The 18,130-nt window shown below is 71.0% G+C and carries 16 protein-coding genes; 6 read left to right on the top strand and 10 right to left on the bottom strand.

Annotated elements, in window-relative coordinates:
- Positions 1-236 precede the first annotated feature (236 nt).
- Both ACHAAJ_RS12545 and ACHAAJ_RS12540 read right to left on the bottom strand, forming a co-directional pair.
- On the bottom strand, positions 237-446 hold the full coding sequence (locus ACHAAJ_RS12545; protein ID WP_435728534.1) for a hypothetical protein: 210 nt from the start codon (positions 444-446) through the stop codon (positions 237-239).
- Positions 447-758: 312 nt separating this feature from the next.
- On the bottom strand, positions 759-1,943 hold the full coding sequence (locus ACHAAJ_RS12540; protein ID WP_435728533.1) for an acetyl-CoA C-acyltransferase: 1,185 nt from the start codon (positions 1,941-1,943) through the stop codon (positions 759-761).
- Positions 1,944-2,023: 80 nt separating this feature from the next.
- On the opposite strand from ACHAAJ_RS12540, the gene ACHAAJ_RS12535 reads away from it, so the two are divergent.
- Complete coding sequence (locus tag ACHAAJ_RS12535; protein WP_435728532.1) at positions 2,024-2,809, top strand: alpha/beta fold hydrolase; 786 nt, start codon at positions 2,024-2,026, stop codon at positions 2,807-2,809.
- A 154-nt stretch (positions 2,810-2,963) separates the two neighbouring features.
- Here ACHAAJ_RS12535 and ACHAAJ_RS12530 read toward each other — a convergent pair whose 3' ends face one another.
- From ACHAAJ_RS12530 to ACHAAJ_RS12505, 6 genes are all read right to left on the bottom strand, one after another.
- Positions 2,964-4,259 carry an acyl-CoA dehydrogenase family protein gene (locus tag ACHAAJ_RS12530; RefSeq protein WP_435728531.1) on the bottom strand — a complete coding sequence of 432 codons (1,296 nt, stop codon included), beginning with the start codon at positions 4,257-4,259 and terminating at the stop codon, positions 2,964-2,966.
- 89 nt (positions 4,260-4,348) lie between these two features.
- Positions 4,349-5,152 (bottom strand): TetR/AcrR family transcriptional regulator, encoded by an 804-nt coding sequence (locus tag ACHAAJ_RS12525; RefSeq protein ID WP_435728530.1) that lies wholly within the window; start codon positions 5,150-5,152, stop codon positions 4,349-4,351.
- Positions 5,149-5,970 (bottom strand): ACT domain-containing protein, encoded by an 822-nt coding sequence (locus ACHAAJ_RS12520; RefSeq protein WP_435728529.1) that lies wholly within the window; start codon positions 5,968-5,970, stop codon positions 5,149-5,151. The genes ACHAAJ_RS12525 and ACHAAJ_RS12520 overlap by 4 nt, the downstream gene beginning before the upstream one ends.
- Positions 5,971-6,144: 174 nt before the next feature.
- Positions 6,145-7,704 (bottom strand): DHA2 family efflux MFS transporter permease subunit, encoded by a 1,560-nt coding sequence (locus ACHAAJ_RS12515; RefSeq protein WP_435728528.1) that lies wholly within the window; start codon positions 7,702-7,704, stop codon positions 6,145-6,147.
- Between the two features lie 45 nt (positions 7,705-7,749).
- A complete protein-coding gene (locus tag ACHAAJ_RS12510; RefSeq protein WP_435728527.1) occupies positions 7,750-8,733 on the bottom strand; it encodes a PhzF family phenazine biosynthesis protein in 984 nt (327 codons plus the stop codon).
- 120 nt (positions 8,734-8,853) lie between these two features.
- Positions 8,854-9,399 carry an AMIN-like domain-containing (lipo)protein gene (locus ACHAAJ_RS12505; RefSeq protein WP_435728526.1) on the bottom strand — a complete coding sequence of 182 codons (546 nt, stop codon included), beginning with the start codon at positions 9,397-9,399 and terminating at the stop codon, positions 8,854-8,856.
- Between the two features lie 320 nt (positions 9,400-9,719).
- Between ACHAAJ_RS12505 and ACHAAJ_RS12500 the strand changes: the two genes are divergently transcribed.
- The gene (locus ACHAAJ_RS12500; protein WP_435728525.1) at positions 9,720-10,826 is read left to right on the top strand and encodes a mechanosensitive ion channel family protein; all 1,107 of its coding nucleotides are present in this window, start codon (positions 9,720-9,722) and stop codon (positions 10,824-10,826) included.
- Between the two features lie 186 nt (positions 10,827-11,012).
- On the opposite strand, the gene ACHAAJ_RS12495 is transcribed toward ACHAAJ_RS12500, so the two are convergent.
- Positions 11,013-11,816, bottom strand: a complete 804-nt coding sequence (locus tag ACHAAJ_RS12495) for an SDR family NAD(P)-dependent oxidoreductase (RefSeq protein ID WP_435728524.1) — start codon at positions 11,814-11,816, stop codon at positions 11,013-11,015.
- Positions 11,817-12,014: 198 nt separating this feature from the next.
- Here ACHAAJ_RS12495 and ACHAAJ_RS12490 point away from each other — a divergent pair, with 198 nt between their 5' ends.
- Positions 12,015-13,067, top strand: a complete 1,053-nt coding sequence (locus ACHAAJ_RS12490; RefSeq protein ID WP_435728523.1) for an iron-siderophore ABC transporter substrate-binding protein — start codon at positions 12,015-12,017, stop codon at positions 13,065-13,067.
- Positions 13,068-13,099: 32 nt separating this feature from the next.
- Here the strand turns inward: ACHAAJ_RS12490 and ACHAAJ_RS12485 are convergent, their stop codons facing one another.
- Entirely contained in the window at positions 13,100-13,945 is an 846-nt protein-coding gene (locus ACHAAJ_RS12485) for an MBL fold metallo-hydrolase (protein ID WP_435728522.1), read from the bottom strand.
- 56 nt (positions 13,946-14,001) lie between these two features.
- On the opposite strand from ACHAAJ_RS12485, the gene ACHAAJ_RS12480 reads away from it, so the two are divergent.
- The 3 genes from ACHAAJ_RS12480 to ACHAAJ_RS12470 are packed head-to-tail and all read left to right on the top strand — an operon-like array spanning position 14,002 to position 18,084.
- Entirely contained in the window at positions 14,002-15,066 is a 1,065-nt protein-coding gene (locus ACHAAJ_RS12480; protein ID WP_435728521.1) for a FecCD family ABC transporter permease, read from the top strand.
- Positions 15,063-16,091 (top strand): FecCD family ABC transporter permease, encoded by a 1,029-nt coding sequence (locus tag ACHAAJ_RS12475; RefSeq protein WP_435728520.1) that lies wholly within the window; start codon positions 15,063-15,065, stop codon positions 16,089-16,091. The genes ACHAAJ_RS12480 and ACHAAJ_RS12475 overlap by 4 nt, the downstream gene beginning before the upstream one ends.
- Before the next feature lies 1 nt (position 16,092).
- Positions 16,093-18,084 carry an SIP domain-containing protein gene (locus ACHAAJ_RS12470; protein WP_435728519.1) on the top strand — a complete coding sequence of 664 codons (1,992 nt, stop codon included), beginning with the start codon at positions 16,093-16,095 and terminating at the stop codon, positions 18,082-18,084.
- Positions 18,085-18,130: the final 46 nt, after the last annotated feature.

Below are 18,130 nucleotides of genomic sequence, written 5' to 3'. Positions count from 1 at the left end.
CGGACAATACCGGTCACTGGGGACATTTTAGGCGGACCGGTGACAATGTGACCTCTGGCGTCTGGGGTTTAACGAAAGAAGCACCGGCCGTAGCGGACAAGGAGGCTGGAAAGCCGCTACAACCGGTGCTTCTGATCACTTGCATCACTCGCACCTTGAGAAGGTGGTTTCAGCCTAGGGACTGTTTCTTGGAGTCCGCTGTGCGCCGGGTCGGAGCCTCATGTGAGGCGAGGAAGTCAGTAGTTCGACGGCGGATCGGAGGCCGGGAACGATTCGTCTTCCCACTCCTCCACCAACACCTCGTCATGGTCGTGCTTCATCGTCGCCGTTTCGCCGGCGAGCTTCTCCGCGTCCGTCTTCGCCGCATCGGGTTTTCCCTCACCGGGCTTGATCTGCGGGGGCGTCGGAAGATCCTCTGCCGGGGTTTCCTCGATTGATGGGTTCACGGTGGCTCCTTCTGGATTGGACGAATCTACTGGGACCAGTCTCCCGCCGGTGGGCGTGCCTGTCGAGGGCTAGGGCAAGCGGAGTGCCATGGGCCATTAAGAAGGGCGAGCACCGACCGGACGGCAGTTGGGGGGATAGCCGTTGCTCCGGTCGGTGCTCTTCATCACTCGCACCTTCATGAGGTGACTTCAACTATAGGAAGCCAAGCTTGGCATTGCCTGAGAAATGGGTCTGAACGCCGTGTGAATCCGGCTGCCACAAGGGATGACACGAGTCACACGGCCTGCCAACAGCCCAACTGGCGCGTCCTTTTAGGCCCTGAGAACCAGCGCGTCGCCCTGCCCGCCGCCGCCGCACAACGCCACGACGCCGACGCCGGACCCGAGCCGCTTAAGCGCCAGCGCCTGGTGAAGCGCCAACCGCGCTCCGGACGCACCCACGGGGTGGCCCAGCGCGATCGCCCCGCCCTCGCGGTTGAAAACCACCGGATTCAAACCCAGGTCCTTGGCCGATTGCAGCACGACGGAAGCGAAGGCCTCGTTGATCTCCAGCAGATCCACGTCGCCAGGCGCCAGACCCTCCTTGGCCAGGGCGGCCAGGATGGCGTCGCTGGGTTGGGAGTGCAGCTGGCCGTCCGGTCCCGCGGTCTGTCCGTGTGCGCCGATCTCGCAGAGCCAGTCCAGGCCGGCCTCGATGGCGGCGGCCTTGCTGGAGACCACGACGGCGGCCGCGCCGTCGGAGAGCGGGGAACTCGAACCCGCCGTGATCGTCGCGTTCGGGTCCCGCGAGAACGCCGGTCGCAGCGCCGCGAGCCCCTCCGGCGTCGTGCCCTCCCGGATGCCTTCGTCGCTGCCGAGCAACACCGGTGCGCCGCGGCCCTGCGGCACCTCGATGGGGGCGATCTCCTGCGCGAGCAGGTCCCGCGCCGCGGTGGCGCGCTGGTGCGATCGCGCGGCCACCTCGTCCTGCTCCGCCCGCCCGATCCCACGATCGATGTTGCCGCGGTCGGTCGCCCCGCCCATCAGCTCGCCGGAGACGGGATCCTGCAGGCCGTCGTGGTTCAGCGAATCGACCAAAGCGGAGTCTCCGAGCGCCAGCCCCGCCCGGACACCCTTGACCAGGTGCGGCGCGTTGGTCATCGATTCCTGTCCGGCGGCGACGATGAAATCGGCCTCCCCTGCACGGATCATGCGCGCGGCATCGATGACGGCCGTGAGGCCCGAAAGGCACAACTTGTTGATCGTCACGGTCGGCACGTCCCACCCGATGCCGGCCCCGAGGGCCGCCTGCCGGGCCGGGCCCTGTCCCGAACCCGCGAGGACCACCTGGCCCACGATCACATGGCCGATCCGCTCCGGGGGGACGCCGGCCCGCTCCAAGGCGTGCCGGATCGCATGGCTGCCCAGTTCGGTCGCGGACAACGGGGAGAGTCCCCCGCGGAACTTGCCGAACGGGGTGCGCGCGCCCGCAAGGATCACGGGGGTGGTGTCGGTCATGGTGTTTCCTCCGGTGGTGATGGCTGCAGGGATTCTCCGCGGTGCCCGGCGGTCGCCGGCGCGGTCGGTAGTCTGGGCGGATGGCAGATGCGCTGAACGCGGTCGACGGAACCCGGATCGCCTACGACGTCTCCGGCGAGGGCCCCGCCGTCGTGCTGTTGCATGGTTCGGCTCTCTCGCGCGCCATCTGGCGCGGGTTGGGGTACGTCGCCGCGCTGTCCGGCGAGCATACGGTGGTGCGCATCGATGCGCGCGGGCACGGCCGCAGCGGCAAACCGCACGACGCCGGCTCGTACGCGATGCCGCTCGTCGCGGGGGACGTGCTCGCCGTGTTGGACGCCGAGGGGATCGGACGCGCGGGCATCGTCGGCTATTCGTTCGGCGCGCGGGTGGCGTTCGCCCTGGCCGTCTCCGCCCCCGACCGCGTGGAACGGCTGGCCACGCTGGGCGGCACGCACCGCCCGCAGGCCGGACAGCTGGCCAAGGTGTTTTTCGACGGCTATGCCGAGGCGTTGCGCGAGGACGGCATGCCGGGATTCGTCGACGGGATGGAAGCCGCCGGGCGGGTGATCGATCCGGCAACGCGGGCGGCGTTCCTGGCCAACGATCCCCTCGCGCTGGCCGCCTATTTCGAGGCGACGGAGGCCGCGCCCGGATTGTCCGATTCGCTGCTCCACCAGCTGGCCCTCCCCGCCCTGCTCCTGGCCGGCACGCGCGACCCCGAGCGGCTTGCCGATTCCCGGTACGCCTCGTCCGTGATGCCCAACGCGCGCTTCGTGGAGCTTCCGGGCCGCACGCACGCCGCGACGCTCCACCCTGCCCATGAGGTTCTCGAACACCTGGTTCCCTTTCTGCGTTCGCGCTAGTCGGTGCCGGTTCCGCTCTGTTGCCGGCCTGAACACTTTTGGGTTCAACTGCCTGCCTAGTCCCTAGTGGGAGCCCGCGAACCGCGCCAAAACCGCTCACGGAGGTTCGAAACCGCTCACTAAGGTACGGCGGCTGCGGGCGGACGGGTGGGAGTCAGCCGGCGAAGGCGGACAACCCCGTGATCGAGCGGCCGATGATGAGCGCCTGGACGGTTTCGGTTCCCTCGTACGTGTGGACGGCCTCGATGTCCGCGATGTGCCGGGCGACACGGTTCCGCAGCAGGATGCCGTTCCCGCCCAGCAGGTCTCGGGCGTTGGACGCGATCTGCCGGGCGGTGCGCGTGCAGGTGTACTTCGCCAGGGAAGCCTGCACCGGGCTGAGCTCGCCGCGCTCCTCGAGGGCGGTCATCTGCATGACCATCAGCTGCATGGTGGCGAGTTCCGAATGCATCCGGGCGAGCCGTTCCTGCACGATCTGCGATGCGGCCAGCGGGCGCCCGAACTGGATGCGCTGGGCGGCGTACTGCACGGCGGTCTCGTAGCAGGCGGTGGCATGCCCGACGGCGGACCATGCGACCCCCAGCCGGGTCGCGAAAAGCACCTTCGCGGTGTCCTTGAACGAGTTGGCGCCCGGCATGACGCGGGAATCCGGTACGAAGACGTTCTCCAGCCGGATGTGGGCCTGCCAAATCGCGCGCAGGCTCAGCTTCCCCTCGATGGTGGTGCCCGTGTAGCCCTCGGACTCCTGCGGCACGATGAATCCGCGCACGGCGCCGGCGTCGTCGCGCGCCCACACGATCGTGACGCCGCCCGTGGAGCCGTTGCCGATCCACTTCTTCTCGCCGTTGATCACGTAGCCGCCGTCGACCCGGGTGGCGCGCGTTTCCAGTGAAACCGAGTCCGAGCCGTGCGTCGGTTCGGTCAGCGCGAACGCGCCGAGAACCTCCGCGGTGGCCAGTTTCGGCACCCACTCGGCAACCTGTTCGGCGGAGCCGAGCATCGCCACCGAGCGCAGCGCCAACCCCGCCTGGACGGCCCCGATCGTGGAGACGGATCCGTCGCCGCGGGAGAGTTCCATGTTCACCAGCCCGGAGGCCAGCGCACTCATGGCGGGGTAGCCGTCGACGTCCATCCCGTCGCGCAGCAGATCGAGCTCCCCGAGCCGCGTGGCGAGTTCGAACGGATAGTCGGCGGCGTTCCAGTAGGCGTCGATGACGGGGCGCACCTCGTCGAGCGAGAACCGGCGGGCCCGGTCCCAGTAGGCCCGGTCGGCGTCGGGGATGTCGCGGAAGAGGCCGGCGGGGTCGGCGTCGACCTCGCCCCACAGTTCGTAGTCGGGCTCGACGACGCCCGCCGGGAATTCGGCGGAGGTGTCGCCGGGTCGGACGCCGGACGCGGCCTCACGCGCGAGGTCGTCGAGGTCGGTTGCGGTGGGGTTGAGCGGAGCCATGGGGATTCCTTTGTCGTGCGGCTGTTTCCCCATAGCATCCTTGAAACTCCGGTTCACGTCAAGGAACTAAGTCCCATTCTCGGGTTCGTTCAGTCGCGGGGCAGCGCCTCGCGCACGGCGGCGATGATGTCTTCCGTGGCCGCGCCGGGGTCCAATACGGTCACGACGACGGCGCCCCGCACCCCGCCGACCGTGCCACCTTGATCTGCGCCGCCTGCCTTTGCACCCGCCCCGAAGGCGGGGAGGCGGGAGGCTGCGAGGCTGGATCCGCGGTCGGCGAGCCGCGGCTCGAACAAGTCGGCCAGGCCGCGGAGCTCCCGAGCCAGATCGCGGCGCACTGCGTCGCCCGGTCCGCGCAACCATCGCCGCAGGAAGGCGTTGTGGACGGCCACCACGGCCGCGGCGAAGGCCACGGATGCGCTGCCGCCCTCCGCGCCCTCGCGGCCGGCGTGCCCGGCGTCGTCGTTCGCGTCGCCGACGTCGCCGCGGTGCGTGGAGTAGGCGGCGTCGAGGCCGCGGCGGAACGTCCGTTCGTAGCGGTGGGTGCTGACCAGTTCGCGGTCGCGCAGCGCGGGGACCTCCTGCAGCAACCGATGCCGCAGGAGGGACGCGTCCGGGCGCGAGGTGTGATGGTCGAAAACCGCCAGGGCCGCGTCGACGACGGCGGCCGCGGGCCGGTCGCGCCCAGCCGCGAGGACCGTCTCGACGACGTTGATCACGGCCTCCATGTCCGCGAACACCATGTCCTCCTTGGTGCCGAAGCGGCGGAAGAACGTGCTGCGGCTGATGCCGGCGGCGGCGGCCAACTGGTCCACGCTGGTGGCGTCGAATCCCTGCTCCAGCAGGAGCCGCAGGGCGGCGTCGGGGATCGCGGACGGCGGCGTGGGACTCATGCCGGTGAATCTAGCACGGCGGGTCGGCCTCGCCGCGCCCGGTCGACCTCCACCGCCTCGGCCAGTTCGGCGAGGCGGTGCGCGCGGGCGGACTCGGCCGGGGTGAACGGTTCGCCGGGACGGTGGGCGACAAGTGGTGTCCCGGACGGCGTCGGCAGCCGCAGGACGGTACCGGAGGCGCCGTCGCCGTCCGACGGCGGTGCGGCCCGGGTGCCGCCGGGTCCGCCGGTGCGGGAGACGTTGACGGCGCCGGCGGGGGAGTGGATGGTCGCGCCCAGCAGCTCGGACAGCGCCTCCGCCAGGGACTCGGGCTCGGCGGCCACCCGCGCGGCCAGCCCCAGGCTACGGGTCTGGGCGTCCGCCAACGCCATCGGCGTGGTGGGCCAGACCGCGCGGCTGCGCGCGCCGGCCGTGCGCAACGCCCCCAGCAGTTGCGCTTCCCCGAGCGACGCCGGCGCGGAGACCACGAGTTCGTCGAGCACCGCGGCGCTGGCGTCCCCGAGCGGGTGCACGTGGATCGCGAGGATATTCGCGTCCACGACGGCGAGTTCGTGGGTGACCCGCTCGAGCGCGCCGGCGCGGTCCGACAACGAGAACCGCAGCCGCCACAGCGCCTGCGCCTCGTTCAACTCCCGGTGCCGGCGCAGTTGCGGCGCGTGGAGGAACCCCCGGAGGAGGCGGGCGGCCGAGGGCTCGGCGACCCAAATCGCCAGCGCCGTGGCGGCAAGTGTCAACAGCACGACCTTGAGAAGCAACGGGAGCTCCAACTGGATCACCGCCGCATGCACGATGAGCTCCACCGGCAGGATCGCGAGCACCAAACCAAGCGTCCGCCGCAGGTGGGCGGGTTCCGGAGGTTGCCCGCAGTCCGGGCATGCCAGCGGATGGGCGGGTGGGGCGTGTTTATCGCGACGGGTCCGGACGGACCCCGTGAGCCTCTTCATGCGGCAAGCATGGCCCGCCGGTGTGTCGGCGGTGTTGCGCCGGCGTCACTATCGTGTGAGATCGTCGGTCGCGTCGGTCGCGTCGGTCGCGTCTGTCCGCGGCCGCTCGGCATCCGTGGCCGTCCGCTGCGATCGGAAGAACAGCGCCACGACGCCGCCCGCGACCGCCACCAGGCCGGGGAGCAGCAACGACTGCCCCAGGGCGGCGCTGAACGCGGCGTGGAGGAACTCGGGGACGGGTTCGCCCATGCTGCCCTCGCCGCCACCGGGAACCGCGGATCCCCGCCCGGCGGCCGCTGCCGCGGTTTCCGCGGCGATGCGCCCCTCCATCAACGCCGCGATCAGCGCAGACCCGAGGACCGCGCCGACCTGCCGGGTGGTGTTGTAGACGCCGGACCCGGCGCCGGCCTCCGCCTGCCCCAGGTCGCGGGTGGCGGTCAGGGACACGGAAGGCCAGATGAGCGCGCTGCCCAGCCCCATGAAAATGGGCGGCACCAGAAGCAGCCAATAGGGGGTCTGAGGGCCCATGACGAACCCGTAGGCCACCATGGAACACCCGAAGATCAGGAACCCCGGCACGGCCAGCCGCTTGGGGTCGATCCGGTTGACGAAGCGGCCCGCCACCGGGGCCAGCACGCCGGCGCAGACGGCCATCGGAGCGATCATCAGGGCGGAGAGCGTGGGGGACAGCCCGCGGACGGACTGGAGGTAGAGCATCAGCGGGAAGCTCTGTGCCGTGATCGCCAGGCCCATGGCCATGATGGCCACGTTGGCCAGCGAGAAGTTGGCGTTGCGGAACAGCCCCAGCGGCAGCAGGGGATCGTTCCGGTTGAACCGCTGCCAGAGCAGGAACAGCGCCAGCACGCCGATACCGGCCCAGATCACGTGCCAGATACCGATTCCCCCGGCGACCTCGCCCCAGCCATACGTGTTGCCCTCCTGGATGCCGAACACGATGAGGAACATCGCGACGGCAGACAGCGCAACTCCCGGCAGGTCCAAGCGCTGGCTGTGTGCCTCGAGCTGCGGGACCCGGGTCCACACCCGCCAGAAGGCGACGACGCCGACCGGGACGTTGACGAAGAAGATCCACTCCCAGCCGAGCGTGTCCACCAGCACTCCGCCGAGCAACGGCCCGGTGAGCGTCGCGATCCCCGCCACGGCGCCCCAGATGCCCATGGCGGCGCCGCGGCGGCTCGCAGGGAACATGCGGGTGATGAACGTCATCGTCTGCGGGCTCATGAGTGCGGCACCCAGACCCTGGAGCACCCTGGCGGCGATCAGGGTTCCGATGTCCGGCGCCAGTCCGCACCACAGCGAGGCGAGGGTAAAGACCGACAGCCCCACCAGGTACATGTTCTTCGGCCCGAAGCGGTCGCCGAGACGACCGGTGATGAGCAGCGGGACGGCGAACGCGAGGAGATAGGAGCTGTTGACCCAGACGACGCCGTTGATGTCCGTGCCCAGCCCGCGCATGATGGCGGGCATGGCCGTGGACACGATGGTCGAGTCGACCAGAATCATGAAGAACCCGATCACCAACGCCCAGAGGGCCGCCCAGGATTCCCGGTCCTGGACGTCGTCGGCGGGTGGCTGTTCGGTGTTCACCGCTCGAGCCTACTCCGCGAGCCCGCGCACCCGGACGGACGGCGGCTAGCGGGTGCGCATGGTCCCGTCGATGCAGGTGACGGCCTGCCCTGCAATCCAGACGCCGCCGTCGTCCGTGAAGACCTGGACGTGGCCATCGCGGCCCAGCCGCGTGCCCTGGCGGACGGTGTAGCTTTCCGGGACCAGCCCGGCGGGGATCAGCCACTGCGCCAGCCCCGCGTTGAGGCTGCCGGTCACCGGATCCTCGGGGAGGCCCTCGCCGGGGCAGAAGGCGCGGACCTCGTAATCGGCGGGGGCCGTGGCGACGACGGCCTGGAAGACGCCGGCGTCGTCCCGACCGGGGCGCCCCGGCAGCGGCTCCAGTTCGGCGCGGGCGCCCTTGGGGCGTTCAGCACGCTCGTCTCCGTATCCCGCGGCGGAGCTCCCGGCGGAGGTGTGCGGGCCGATCACCCCGACCTCCAGGCCCTCCAGCGCGGCGAAGTCGGGTTCCAGCGCCAGCACCGCGTCGGCGTCGCGCAGCAGCAGGCCGGCCCACAGCGGTCCGTTGGCCACCCACTGGTGGCCGAGGACGTCCCCGGCCACCAGGCCCAGGCCGGACAGCGCCCATTCGAGCACGTCGTCCTCGAGCGGCCCCGTGCGCACCAGTGGCGGCGCCTTCAGCGCCAGCCGGCGTCCGTCGTCGTCCGGGTCCGCCTCGGTGCGGATCTCGATCAGGCCCGCCGCGCACTCCTGGACCACGACGCCGGGGCGCGAACTCCGGCCTCCGGCCTCCAGCCACGCGTGCGCCGTCCCGAGGGTGGGGTGGCCGGCGAAGGGGAGCTCCGTCGTCGTCGTGAAGATCCGGACCCGGTAGTCGGCGCCGGCCCGCGTCGGCGGCAGGATGAACGTCGTTTCGGCGAGGTTGGTCCAGTTCGCGAAGCGCAGCATGTCCGCCTCGGAGAGGCCCGCGCCATCCAGAACCACGGCCAGCGCGTTGCCGCGGTACGGCACGGAGGTGAAGACATCGACCTGTTTATAGGGACGTTCCATCTCAGCATCGTGGCACAGGCGCCCGGACGGGTGGCGGCCTGCCCCGGTTCGTGACGCCACTGTTGCGCCGGAACACACGGGAGGGGCCGCCGCGTCGCGGCGGCCCCGGCCCTGTCGTCCTTACCAGCGGTGGGCGACGTCGATGACCAGCCGGGAGTTGTTGCCCGGGCCGTCGAGGACGAAGGTGCGGAAGGGGAGCCGCGCGCGGACCCCGAGCCCGAACGAGGTCTGGCCCTCGAAACTCCCCAGGAAGGCGACCTGGCGGAATGTGCGGTACCCGGCGACGTTGACGACCTTGGCGCGGTTCGCCGGCGCGTACGTGGCGCGGCCCGTGGACGTGTAGGCCGGCGCGCGGACCACTACCTGGAGGTCGGCGGCCCCGGCGAGCGGAACCACTCGACCCTCGCCTTCGGTGTGTACGTGGGCAACGTAGCGGACATCGTAGCCCTTGGCGTCGCCGCGGAGGTCCACCACCATGCGGTCGAAGCAGGTGTGGCGTCCGGTACGGACATTGGTGACCTGGGCGGTCGACATTGCGGAGCGGTGCTCCGCGAGGGAGCCCCATGTGATTCCGCAATAGGGGGCGGCGGCGGCGGGTCCGGCGGGGGCCAGACCGAGGCCGGCGACCAGCAGCGCCGTGGCGATGCCGGCTTTGAGTGCTTTCATGGTGATCGTCTCCCAAGGACGGGGGGTGGCTGTGACGGATTCATGATGCGCCGGGGCGACCGCCGCGGATAGTCGTTTTCCCAAGTGCGGCGCAAGCGTTATGGCCGGTAACGGGAGGCGGTCGGGCGATTCGGCGGCCCGGCGCCGGGGGGAGGCCGCGAACATCACCGCCGGGGGGCACCGTGGGTGTCTATTGCGTCACCGTGCCCGCTCGCCCGGCGCCGCGCGGTCACGTTCTGACGTGGCCGGTCACAATTCCGCCCCGCCGGGGCTGGAGGTTCGCGTCGCGCCAACCCCGCCACCTGTGGAACATTGGAGCAATGCTTGCCTTTCCGACCTCATCCCCGCCCGAGCTGGCCGACACCATCGGCGGCCTCGCGGATGCCACGGGCGCCGGTGCCCTGCCCGAGGCCGCCCGGCCGCTCGTGGCCGTCGCGATCGCCGTCGCGGCGGCCACGGCCATCACGCTGGTGCTCGCCGTCGTGATCGGCCGCATCCTGCGCGACCACCCGGCCCTGCGGACGGACATCAACCGGGCCCGGCTGCCCTTCCTGTTGGTGCTCGCGCTCGCCGGATCGACCACGGCCCTGCAGGCCACCGCGCAGGACACCGGATGGCACGACGTCGTCAATTTCCTGCTCTTGTGCGCGCTGATCGGCTCGTTTGCGTGGCTGATCACGGTCCTGTTGCACCTGCTGGAGTCGGCGCTGCTGGCCAAGTACCGGAAGGACCTGCCCAACCAACGCCGGATGGCCAAGCTGCGCACCCAGGTGACGCTCCTGCGCCGCGTGGCGATCGCCGTGGTCATCACGCTCGCCGTCGCGGGCATCCTGTTGCTGATACCCCAGGTGCGGGCGCTCGGGGCCGGTATCCTGGCGTCCGCGGGTCTGATCTCCGTGGTCGCAGGCCTCGCGGTGCAGGGCACGCTCTCCAACGTCTTCGCCGGACTGCAGATCGCGTTCACGGACGCGATCCGGGTGGACGACACGGTCTTCGTGGAAGGGCAACAGGGAAATATCGAAGAGATCACGCTGACCTACGTCGTGGTCACCATGCCGGACGAACGGCGCATGATCCTGCCCTCGACGCACTTCACCACCCAACCCTTCGAAAACTGGTCGCGCGGGACGTCGGACATCAGCGGGACCGTCGTCCTGGACCTCAATTGGACCGCCCCGGTGGAGCGGCTGCGCACGCGGCTCCAGCAGGTTCTGGACGCCACGGACCTCTGGGACGGCCGCTCCGGCGTGCTGAACGTGGTCAACGCGGTGGGCGGCATCCTCCAGGTCAGCATCTTCGTCAGCGCGCGGAACCCCGGCGACCTCTGGTCGCTGAAGAACCACGTCCGCGAACGACTGGTCCACGAGATCCAGGAGAAGTACCCGGACGCGCTGCCCGCGCCCGTGGGCCAGCGCCCGCTCGCCTGATAGGCGCCCGCGGCGCCATGGCCCCTCGGCGAGGCAGGTGCCGATCGGCTTGATTAGCACACGCTCGCCTGGCCCAAGTCGGAGGGATGAGCCGAATTCGACATAAGGCATGCCTAAGAACTCCCGGCGCGGGCGGTTCGCCGTAGGGCCGTCATGTGACGCCGGCGGCGTGGCCGACCCTGCGCGCTAGTCGCGCCCGCGGCCGATGCGCTCCACCAGCGCGTCGGGCGCGAACCGCGCCAAGGTCACGGCGACGCGGTAGCGCGCCGAGGGGATGGAGACCGACTTGCCCGCGCTGGCATCCGTCAGCGCCACTTCCACCACGCGGTCCGGGTTCAGCCAGGCCCAGCGTGGAATCCCCTTTTTGTCCATGCCCATGCGCTCGTGGAATTCGGTATGCACCAGGCCGGGGCAGACGGCGGTGACACTGATCCCGCGGTCGCGGTAGAAGACGTTGGCCCACCGGCTGAAGTTGACCAGCAGGGCCTTGGAGGCCGAGTAGGTGCCGCGGGGCGTGAACGCGGCCACGGAGGCGACGTTGATGATCCGGCCGCCGCCCTGGGCGGACATCGCGCGCAGGGCGGCGTGGGCCAGCGACAACGGGGTTTCCGTGTGGATGCGGAGCTGTTCTAGCTCCGCCTCGAGGCTGTTGTCCGCGAAATTGCCCTTCAGCCCGTGGCCCGCGTTGTTGATGAGCATGGTGACCGGGCGGTCGACGTCGAGGAGCCGTTCGGACACGGCCGCGATTCCCTCGTCCGTCACCAGGTCGGCCGGGATCGTCTCGACCGGGACGGCGTAGCGCGCCGTGAGGTCCGCGGCCAGATCCGACAGGCGCCCGGCGTTGCGGGCCACCAGGCACAGGCCGTACCCGCGGGATGCGAGCTGGCGCGCGAATTCCGCCCCCAGGCCGGCCGAGGCGCCGGTGATCAGCGCCGTGTATGGGGGGTGTGCCGTGAAGCGGACTTCGGACTGGGGTGTGGCGCTGGACATGCCCCGACTGTAGCGAAGCTAGGCGTGCCGCCCAAGAGCGACCCGGATCCGTTCCCGCCCGGGGGAGCGAAACCGCGGCGGTATTGCCCGAGACGTTTTACGTCAGAATTTCTTTGCGTAATTAGCAACACGAAGGCTAGCCTTACTGAGCAATCCACTCCGGGTCCCCGGAGCCGTTCACTCCCTCAAAGGAATCCCATGGAATTCTCCCGCCGGGCCGGCCTGCTGGCCGCCGCCGCCGCCGTCGTCCTCTCAGCCTCCGCCTGCGGCGCGGGTGCCGCCTCCTCGGAGGCCGCGGCCTCCTCGCCCGACGTCTCCGGGGCCTTCCCGGTAACGGTGGAGCACGTCTACGGCGAGACCACGATCGAGTCCCAGCCGGAGCGCGTCGCGACCCTCTCCTGGGTGAACGCCGACGTCTCGCTGGCACTCGGGGTCGTCCCCGTCGGCATGGCCTTGGACACCTGGGGCAACAACGACAACGGCTCCACCGACTGGAAGGACGCCAAGCTGGAGGAGATGGGCGCGGCCATTGGTACGGCCAAGGCGCCCGCGCAGTACGACGAGACCGACGGCGTGAACTTCGAGGAGATCGCGAAGCTGAGCCCGGACGTCATCGTGGCCGCCTACTCGGGCCTGACTCAGGAGGACTACGACAAGCTCTCCAAGATCGCCCCCGTCGTCGGTCCCGTCTCGGCGAACTACACGACGTCGTGGCAGGACGCCACGTCCACGATCGGCAAGGCGCTCGGAAAGACCGCGGAGGCCGACGCCGTCATCAAGGACGTCGACGAGCAGGTCGCAGCCGTCACCGAGGCCAACCCGGTCCTGAAGGACACCACCTTCATCGCCGGCAACCTCGAGCCCGAGGCCGGCGGCATCAACATCTACGCCGGCGGCGACAACCGCCCCCGCTTCCTGACGGCGCTGGGCATGACCGAGGCGCCCGTCGTGGCAGAGAATGCCAAGGACGGCGAGTTCTACTACAACTGGTCCGCAGAGCGCGCCAACGAGCTCGAGTCCGACGTCTTCTTCACCTGGCTACCGGCCGGAACCACGAACGAGTCGATCCAGAAGCACGCCCTGTTCGGCCAGATCCCGGCCGTGAAGAACGACGGACTCGTGGCCACCAGCGACGACCAGCTCACGCTGGCGATCTCCGCCTCCAGTCCGCTGAGCCTGCCGTGGGCCCTCGACGAGTTCACGCCGATGGTCGTCGAGGCCGCAGAGGCCGCCGAGGCCGCGAAGAAGTAGCGTCCCCGACGCGTATCGGTGCCCCCGTGGCACTAGCCTCCGGCCGTGCCGCCCAGCAGATAGTGCAGCTGGGCGGCGACGGAGTGCTCGGCCGCGCCGCGCACCGAAGGGTCTACGTCCGAATACACGACGTCGGCCACTTCGGCGACGCTGGGGGCGGGGCCCTCGCCCGTGTGGCCCAGCGCCGCGAGGGCGTCCCGTACCTGGTCCAGACGCTCCAGGCGATGGGCGCGGTACCGCGCGACCACGTCGTCCAGCGCTGCTCCGACGGGCCCGTGCGCGGGCAACAGGGCCGCCGGCCCGAACCCCGCGAGCGTGTCCAGCGAGTCGAGGTAATCCCCGAGCGTTCCGTCGGGGAAGTCGAGGATCGTGGTGCCCCGGCCCAGGATCGTATCCCCGGTGGCCATCGCGCCGTGGGGCCCGTCGTTGGGCAGGAAGAAGGACACCGAATCGGAGGTGTGGCCCGGCGTCGCCAGCGCCCAGAACTCGAGGCCCGCGGCCCGGACGACCTCCCGGCCGCCCGTCCCTCCCGCCAGCAGGGGTTCGGCCCCGCGGCAGAACTCCGGGAGCGCCGCGCGGACCGGGGCGCCGGTCAGCCGATGCAACGTGTCGATGCCGCCAGTGTGGTCCGGGTGCCGGTGCGTCACCAGGACGAGTTCCACGCGGCCCTGGCCCGCCAGCGCGGCCAGGTGGCCGGCGTCGTCCGGCCCGGGGTCTACCACCACCACCGAGTCCGAACCGGGGAAGGAGAAAACGTAGGAGTTCGTTCCGTCCAGCGTCATCGGGCCCGGATTCGGAGCGGTCAGCACCGAGCCGAAGGCCGAGACGGGCTCCGGGGCCGGCCCGGAATAGGGTCCCTGCGGGAGCGTATGTACCATTCCCACAGTCTAGGGACAGCCCCCGGGCGGGCCATCCAACCATGAGGGAACCATCGATGACCACCACCACCGCGAGCGGCGCCGTACGCGCTTCCGCGCCGGCATCCGTGCGTAGGGCGCCGTTGCGCCTGCGCGGAACCGTGCTGCTCGGAGCCGTCCTGTTGGCGCTCCTGATCGCGGCGGCCGTGCTGTCCCTGACGGTCGGCGCGCGGGCCACCTCGCTGGGCACGGTCTGGGACGCGCTGGCCGCGCCCGAGGCCGGCAACGGCGACCACGCAGTCGTCGGCTCCCGGATCCCGCGGACGATCGCCGGGCTGCTGGTCGGCGCGGCGCTGGGTCTGGCTGGCGCCGCCATGCAGGGTATTGCCCGCAACCCGCTCGCGGATCCCGGCATCCTCGGGGTGAACGCCGGCGCCGCGCTGGCCGTCGTCCTGGGCATCTACCTCCTCGGTGTCGCGAGCATTTCCGGCTACATCTGGTTCGCGTTCGCCGGCGCGGCGGCCGCTTCCGTGCTGGTGTACCTCGTGGCGAGCCTCGGCCGGGAGGGTGCGACCCCGCTCAAACTGGCGCTGGCCGGCGCGGCGCTGGCGGCGGGCCTGGCAAGCGTCATGAACGCCGTGCTGATGATGAGCGACCAGGCCCTGGACAGCTTCCGCTTCTGGCAGGTCGGCACCCTCGGCGTGCGGACCATCGCGGAAACCGGCCAGGTGTTCCCGTTCCTCCTGGTGGGCGCGACAGTGACGCTGTTTTCCGCCCGGCTACTGAACGGGCTGGCGCTCGGTGACGACGCCGCCCGGGGCCTCGGCATCCGCGTCGGCTGGGCGCGTGCCGCCGCAGCCGTGGGCGTGGTGCTGCTGTGCGGCGGCGCCACGGCCCTGGCCGGGCCCATCGGGTTTGTCGGGTTGGTCGTGCCGCACGCCGTGCGCACTCTCGTCGGTGGCGACTACCGCAAGATCCTTCCGCTCGCGGCGTTGGCGGGGCCGGTTCTGCTCCTGCTCGCTGATGTCGCGGGACGCGTGGTCCTGCCGCCCTCGGAGGTCCAGGTCGGCGTGATGACCGCCCTCATCGGGGCCCCCGTCTTCATCTGGCTCATCCGCCGCGGAAAGCGGGTGGCCCTGTGACCATCGCCCCCGAGATCGTGCCGCAGCGGCGCCGGCTGCGCGGCCGGGCCTTCGTGGTCTGCGCGGCATTGGGCGCCGCCGCCGTCGTGCTGTTCCTGACCAACGTCCTGCTGGGCGGCTATTCCGTCTCCGTCCCCGATTTCCTCGCGATCCTGGGCGGCGAGACGATCCCCGGCGCAACCTTCATCGTGATGGAGGACCGGCTCCCCGCCGCGGTCGTGGGCGCGCTCGCGGGCGCCTGCTACGGGATCTCCGGCACCGTGTTCCAGACCCTCCTGCGCAACCCGCTAGCCAGCCCGGACGTCATCGGCATCGGCTACGGTGCGGCCACGGCCGCCGTCGTCGGCATGCTGGTCTTCGGGCTGCAAGGCCCCGCGCTGGCGCTCGTCGCCTTCGCGGGGGCGCTGGTGGTCGCGCTGGCCGTGTACTGGCTCGCGGACGCCGGGCGGCACACCGGGGCGCGGATGGTGCTCACGGGCATCGCGTTCGCGGCCATGCTCCAGGCGGTGATCAGCTACCTGCTGACGCGGACCGACATCCGCACGGCCGGGGACGCCCTGCACTGGCTGGTCGGCTCGCTGACCTCCAGCAACTGGGAACGGGCAGGAACGCTGGCCGTGGCCATGGCGCTGCTGCTGCCATTCGCCGCACTGGCCGGCGGCAGGCTGCGCATCCTGGAATTGGGCGACGACGCCGCCGCGGGACTGGGCTTGAACGTGCCCGGCACCCGGCTGGGCCTGGTGCTGCTCGGCGTCGCCTTCACCGCCGTCGCGACGGCGGTCACCGGCCCGCTGGCCTTCGTGGCCTTCCTCGCCGGACCGCTGGCGCGCATGATGGCCGGCGGACGGCACAACCTGGCCTGCTCCGCGCTCACGGGCACCGTCTTGGTGCTCGGGGCGGATTTCGTGGCGGGCAACGCATTCGGCGACACCAACCTTCCCGTGGGGGTGGTGACGGGCGCCCTCGGCGCGCCGTTCCTCCTGTGGCTGCTGGTGCGCTCCAACAAAACCGGAACCGGAGGCTGAGATGGCGACCCTCGAGGCGCGCTCCCTGACCCTGTCCTACGACGCCACGACCGTCGTGGACGATCTGACGCTGCTGCTCCCCGCCGGAGAGGTCACGATGATCGTCGGCGCCAACGGCTGCGGGAAGTCAACCCTGCTGCGCGGGCTGTCCCGGCTGCTGAAGCCCGCCGACGGATCCGTGCTGCTCGACGGCGCGGACATCCACGGGCGTCCGGCGAGGGAGGTCGCCAAGGTCCTGGGCCTGCTGCCGCAGTCTCCCATCGCGCCCGACGGCATCTCCGTGCGCGAACTGGTGGGCCGCGGCCGCTACCCCCACCAGGGCTGGTTCCGCCGCTGGACCGGCGAGGACGATTCCGCGGTAGACCGCGCGCTGTCCTCCACGGGGACCACGGAGCTGGCCGAGCGCCCGGTCGACGAACTGTCCGGCGGGCAGCGCCAGCGCGTATGGATCGCCATGGCGCTGGCGCAGGAGACCGACCTGTTGCTGCTCGATGAACCGACGACGTTCCTGGACGTCGCGCACCAGCTGGAGGTCCTCGACGTGGTGGCGGACCTGAACCGCCGCCGCGGGACCACCGTGGCGATCGTGCTGCACGACCTCAACCTCGCGGCCCGCTACGCGGACCACCTCGTTGCGCTCAAGGACGGGCGGATCGTGGCGCAGGGCCGCCCCGCCGACGTCGTCACCGAAACCATGGTCCAGAGCGTCTTCGGCATGCCGTGCCGGGTGATCCCGGACCCCGTGGCCGGAACGCCGCTGGTCCTGCCGATCGGCCGGAACCGCGTGGTCCGGCGCGCGGCGGCACCGGCCGCCGGGGCCGGCGGCGCCCGCACCCCGGAACGGTCCGCCGTGGAGTCCGAAGCTCCCGCGGCGGTGGGCGGCGTGGCGCGGCCCGCGCAGGACGACGCCGTTGTCGGGTCCGCGGCGCCGGGCGCGGCGGTTCCCACGGCGCTGGTCGTGGACGACCGCCGACCGTCCCTCGAGGTGTGTTCCACGCTGGCGTTCGCGATGACCGCCGTGGAGGTGCAGACCCTCGGGCCGAGCTTCCGCCGCATCACCTTTGCCGGCGCCGATCTGGCGCACTTCGGCACCGGGGGTTCGCCGCTGGACCTGCGCGTCAAGGTGATCGTGCCGCCCGCGGGGGAAACCGGTGGGGAACCGTCCGCGCCGCGGCCCGGAGCCGGCGGGAACGGCGACCTGCTGGCCCACCTGCGGCCCGGCGGTTCGGTTTCCGAGGAGGAGGCCTCCGGCTGGTACCGCGCATGGCTGGCGCACGAACCCTCGGTGCGCGGAAGCATGCGCACCTATTCGATCCGTTCCTTCCGGCCGGCGGGCCACCCGGGCAACGTCGGGCCGACCCCGGAACTGGACATCGACTTCGTCCTGCACATCCGCCGCGAGAACGGGCGGCTCGTGGGCGGACCGGCCTCCGTCTGGGCCGCCGAGGCGGAGGCCGGCGCCGAGGTGACCCTGCTGGGACCCAACAAGAACGTGTGCGGTCCGGACTACGGCGGGATCGAGTTCCGTCCCGGCCCCGCCCGCCGCATCCTGCTCGCCGGGGACGAGACCGCCGCGCCGGCCATCTGCTCCATCCTGGAGTCGCTGCCGCCCGGCATCACCGGAAACGCCTTCATCGAGGTGCCGGCCGTCGACGACATCCAGGGTTCGTTCACCCGGTCCGGCGTCACCGTGGAGTGGCTCCCGCGGGGGTCCCGTCCGCACGGGGAGCTGCTCGCTTCCGCAGTGCGACAGACCGTAGCGATCCCCGGGGCGGGGGCCGTGGACACCGGTGTGGACCCGGAGGACGTGGACATCGACGCCACGATCCTCTGGGAAACCACCCAGGGAGCCACGCAACCGTTCTACGCGTGGCTGGCGGGGGAGGCCGGGACCATCAAGGAACTGCGGCGCTACCTCGTGCGCGACGCCGGAATGGACCGCAAGCAGGTCTCCTTCATGGGGTACTGGCGGCGCGGCAAGGCCGAGGCGTAGCGGGACGGGTCGCACGACGTTCCTGTCGCCGGCCTGCCGTTAGGCT

Origin of the sequence: Arthrobacter arnarulunnguaqae (assembly GCF_051262515.1) — a bacterium.
In the GTDB taxonomy this organism is placed as follows: Bacteria; Actinomycetota; Actinomycetes; order Actinomycetales; family Micrococcaceae; genus Arthrobacter_N.
This window is presented reverse-complemented; position numbering and strand designations above follow the sequence as displayed.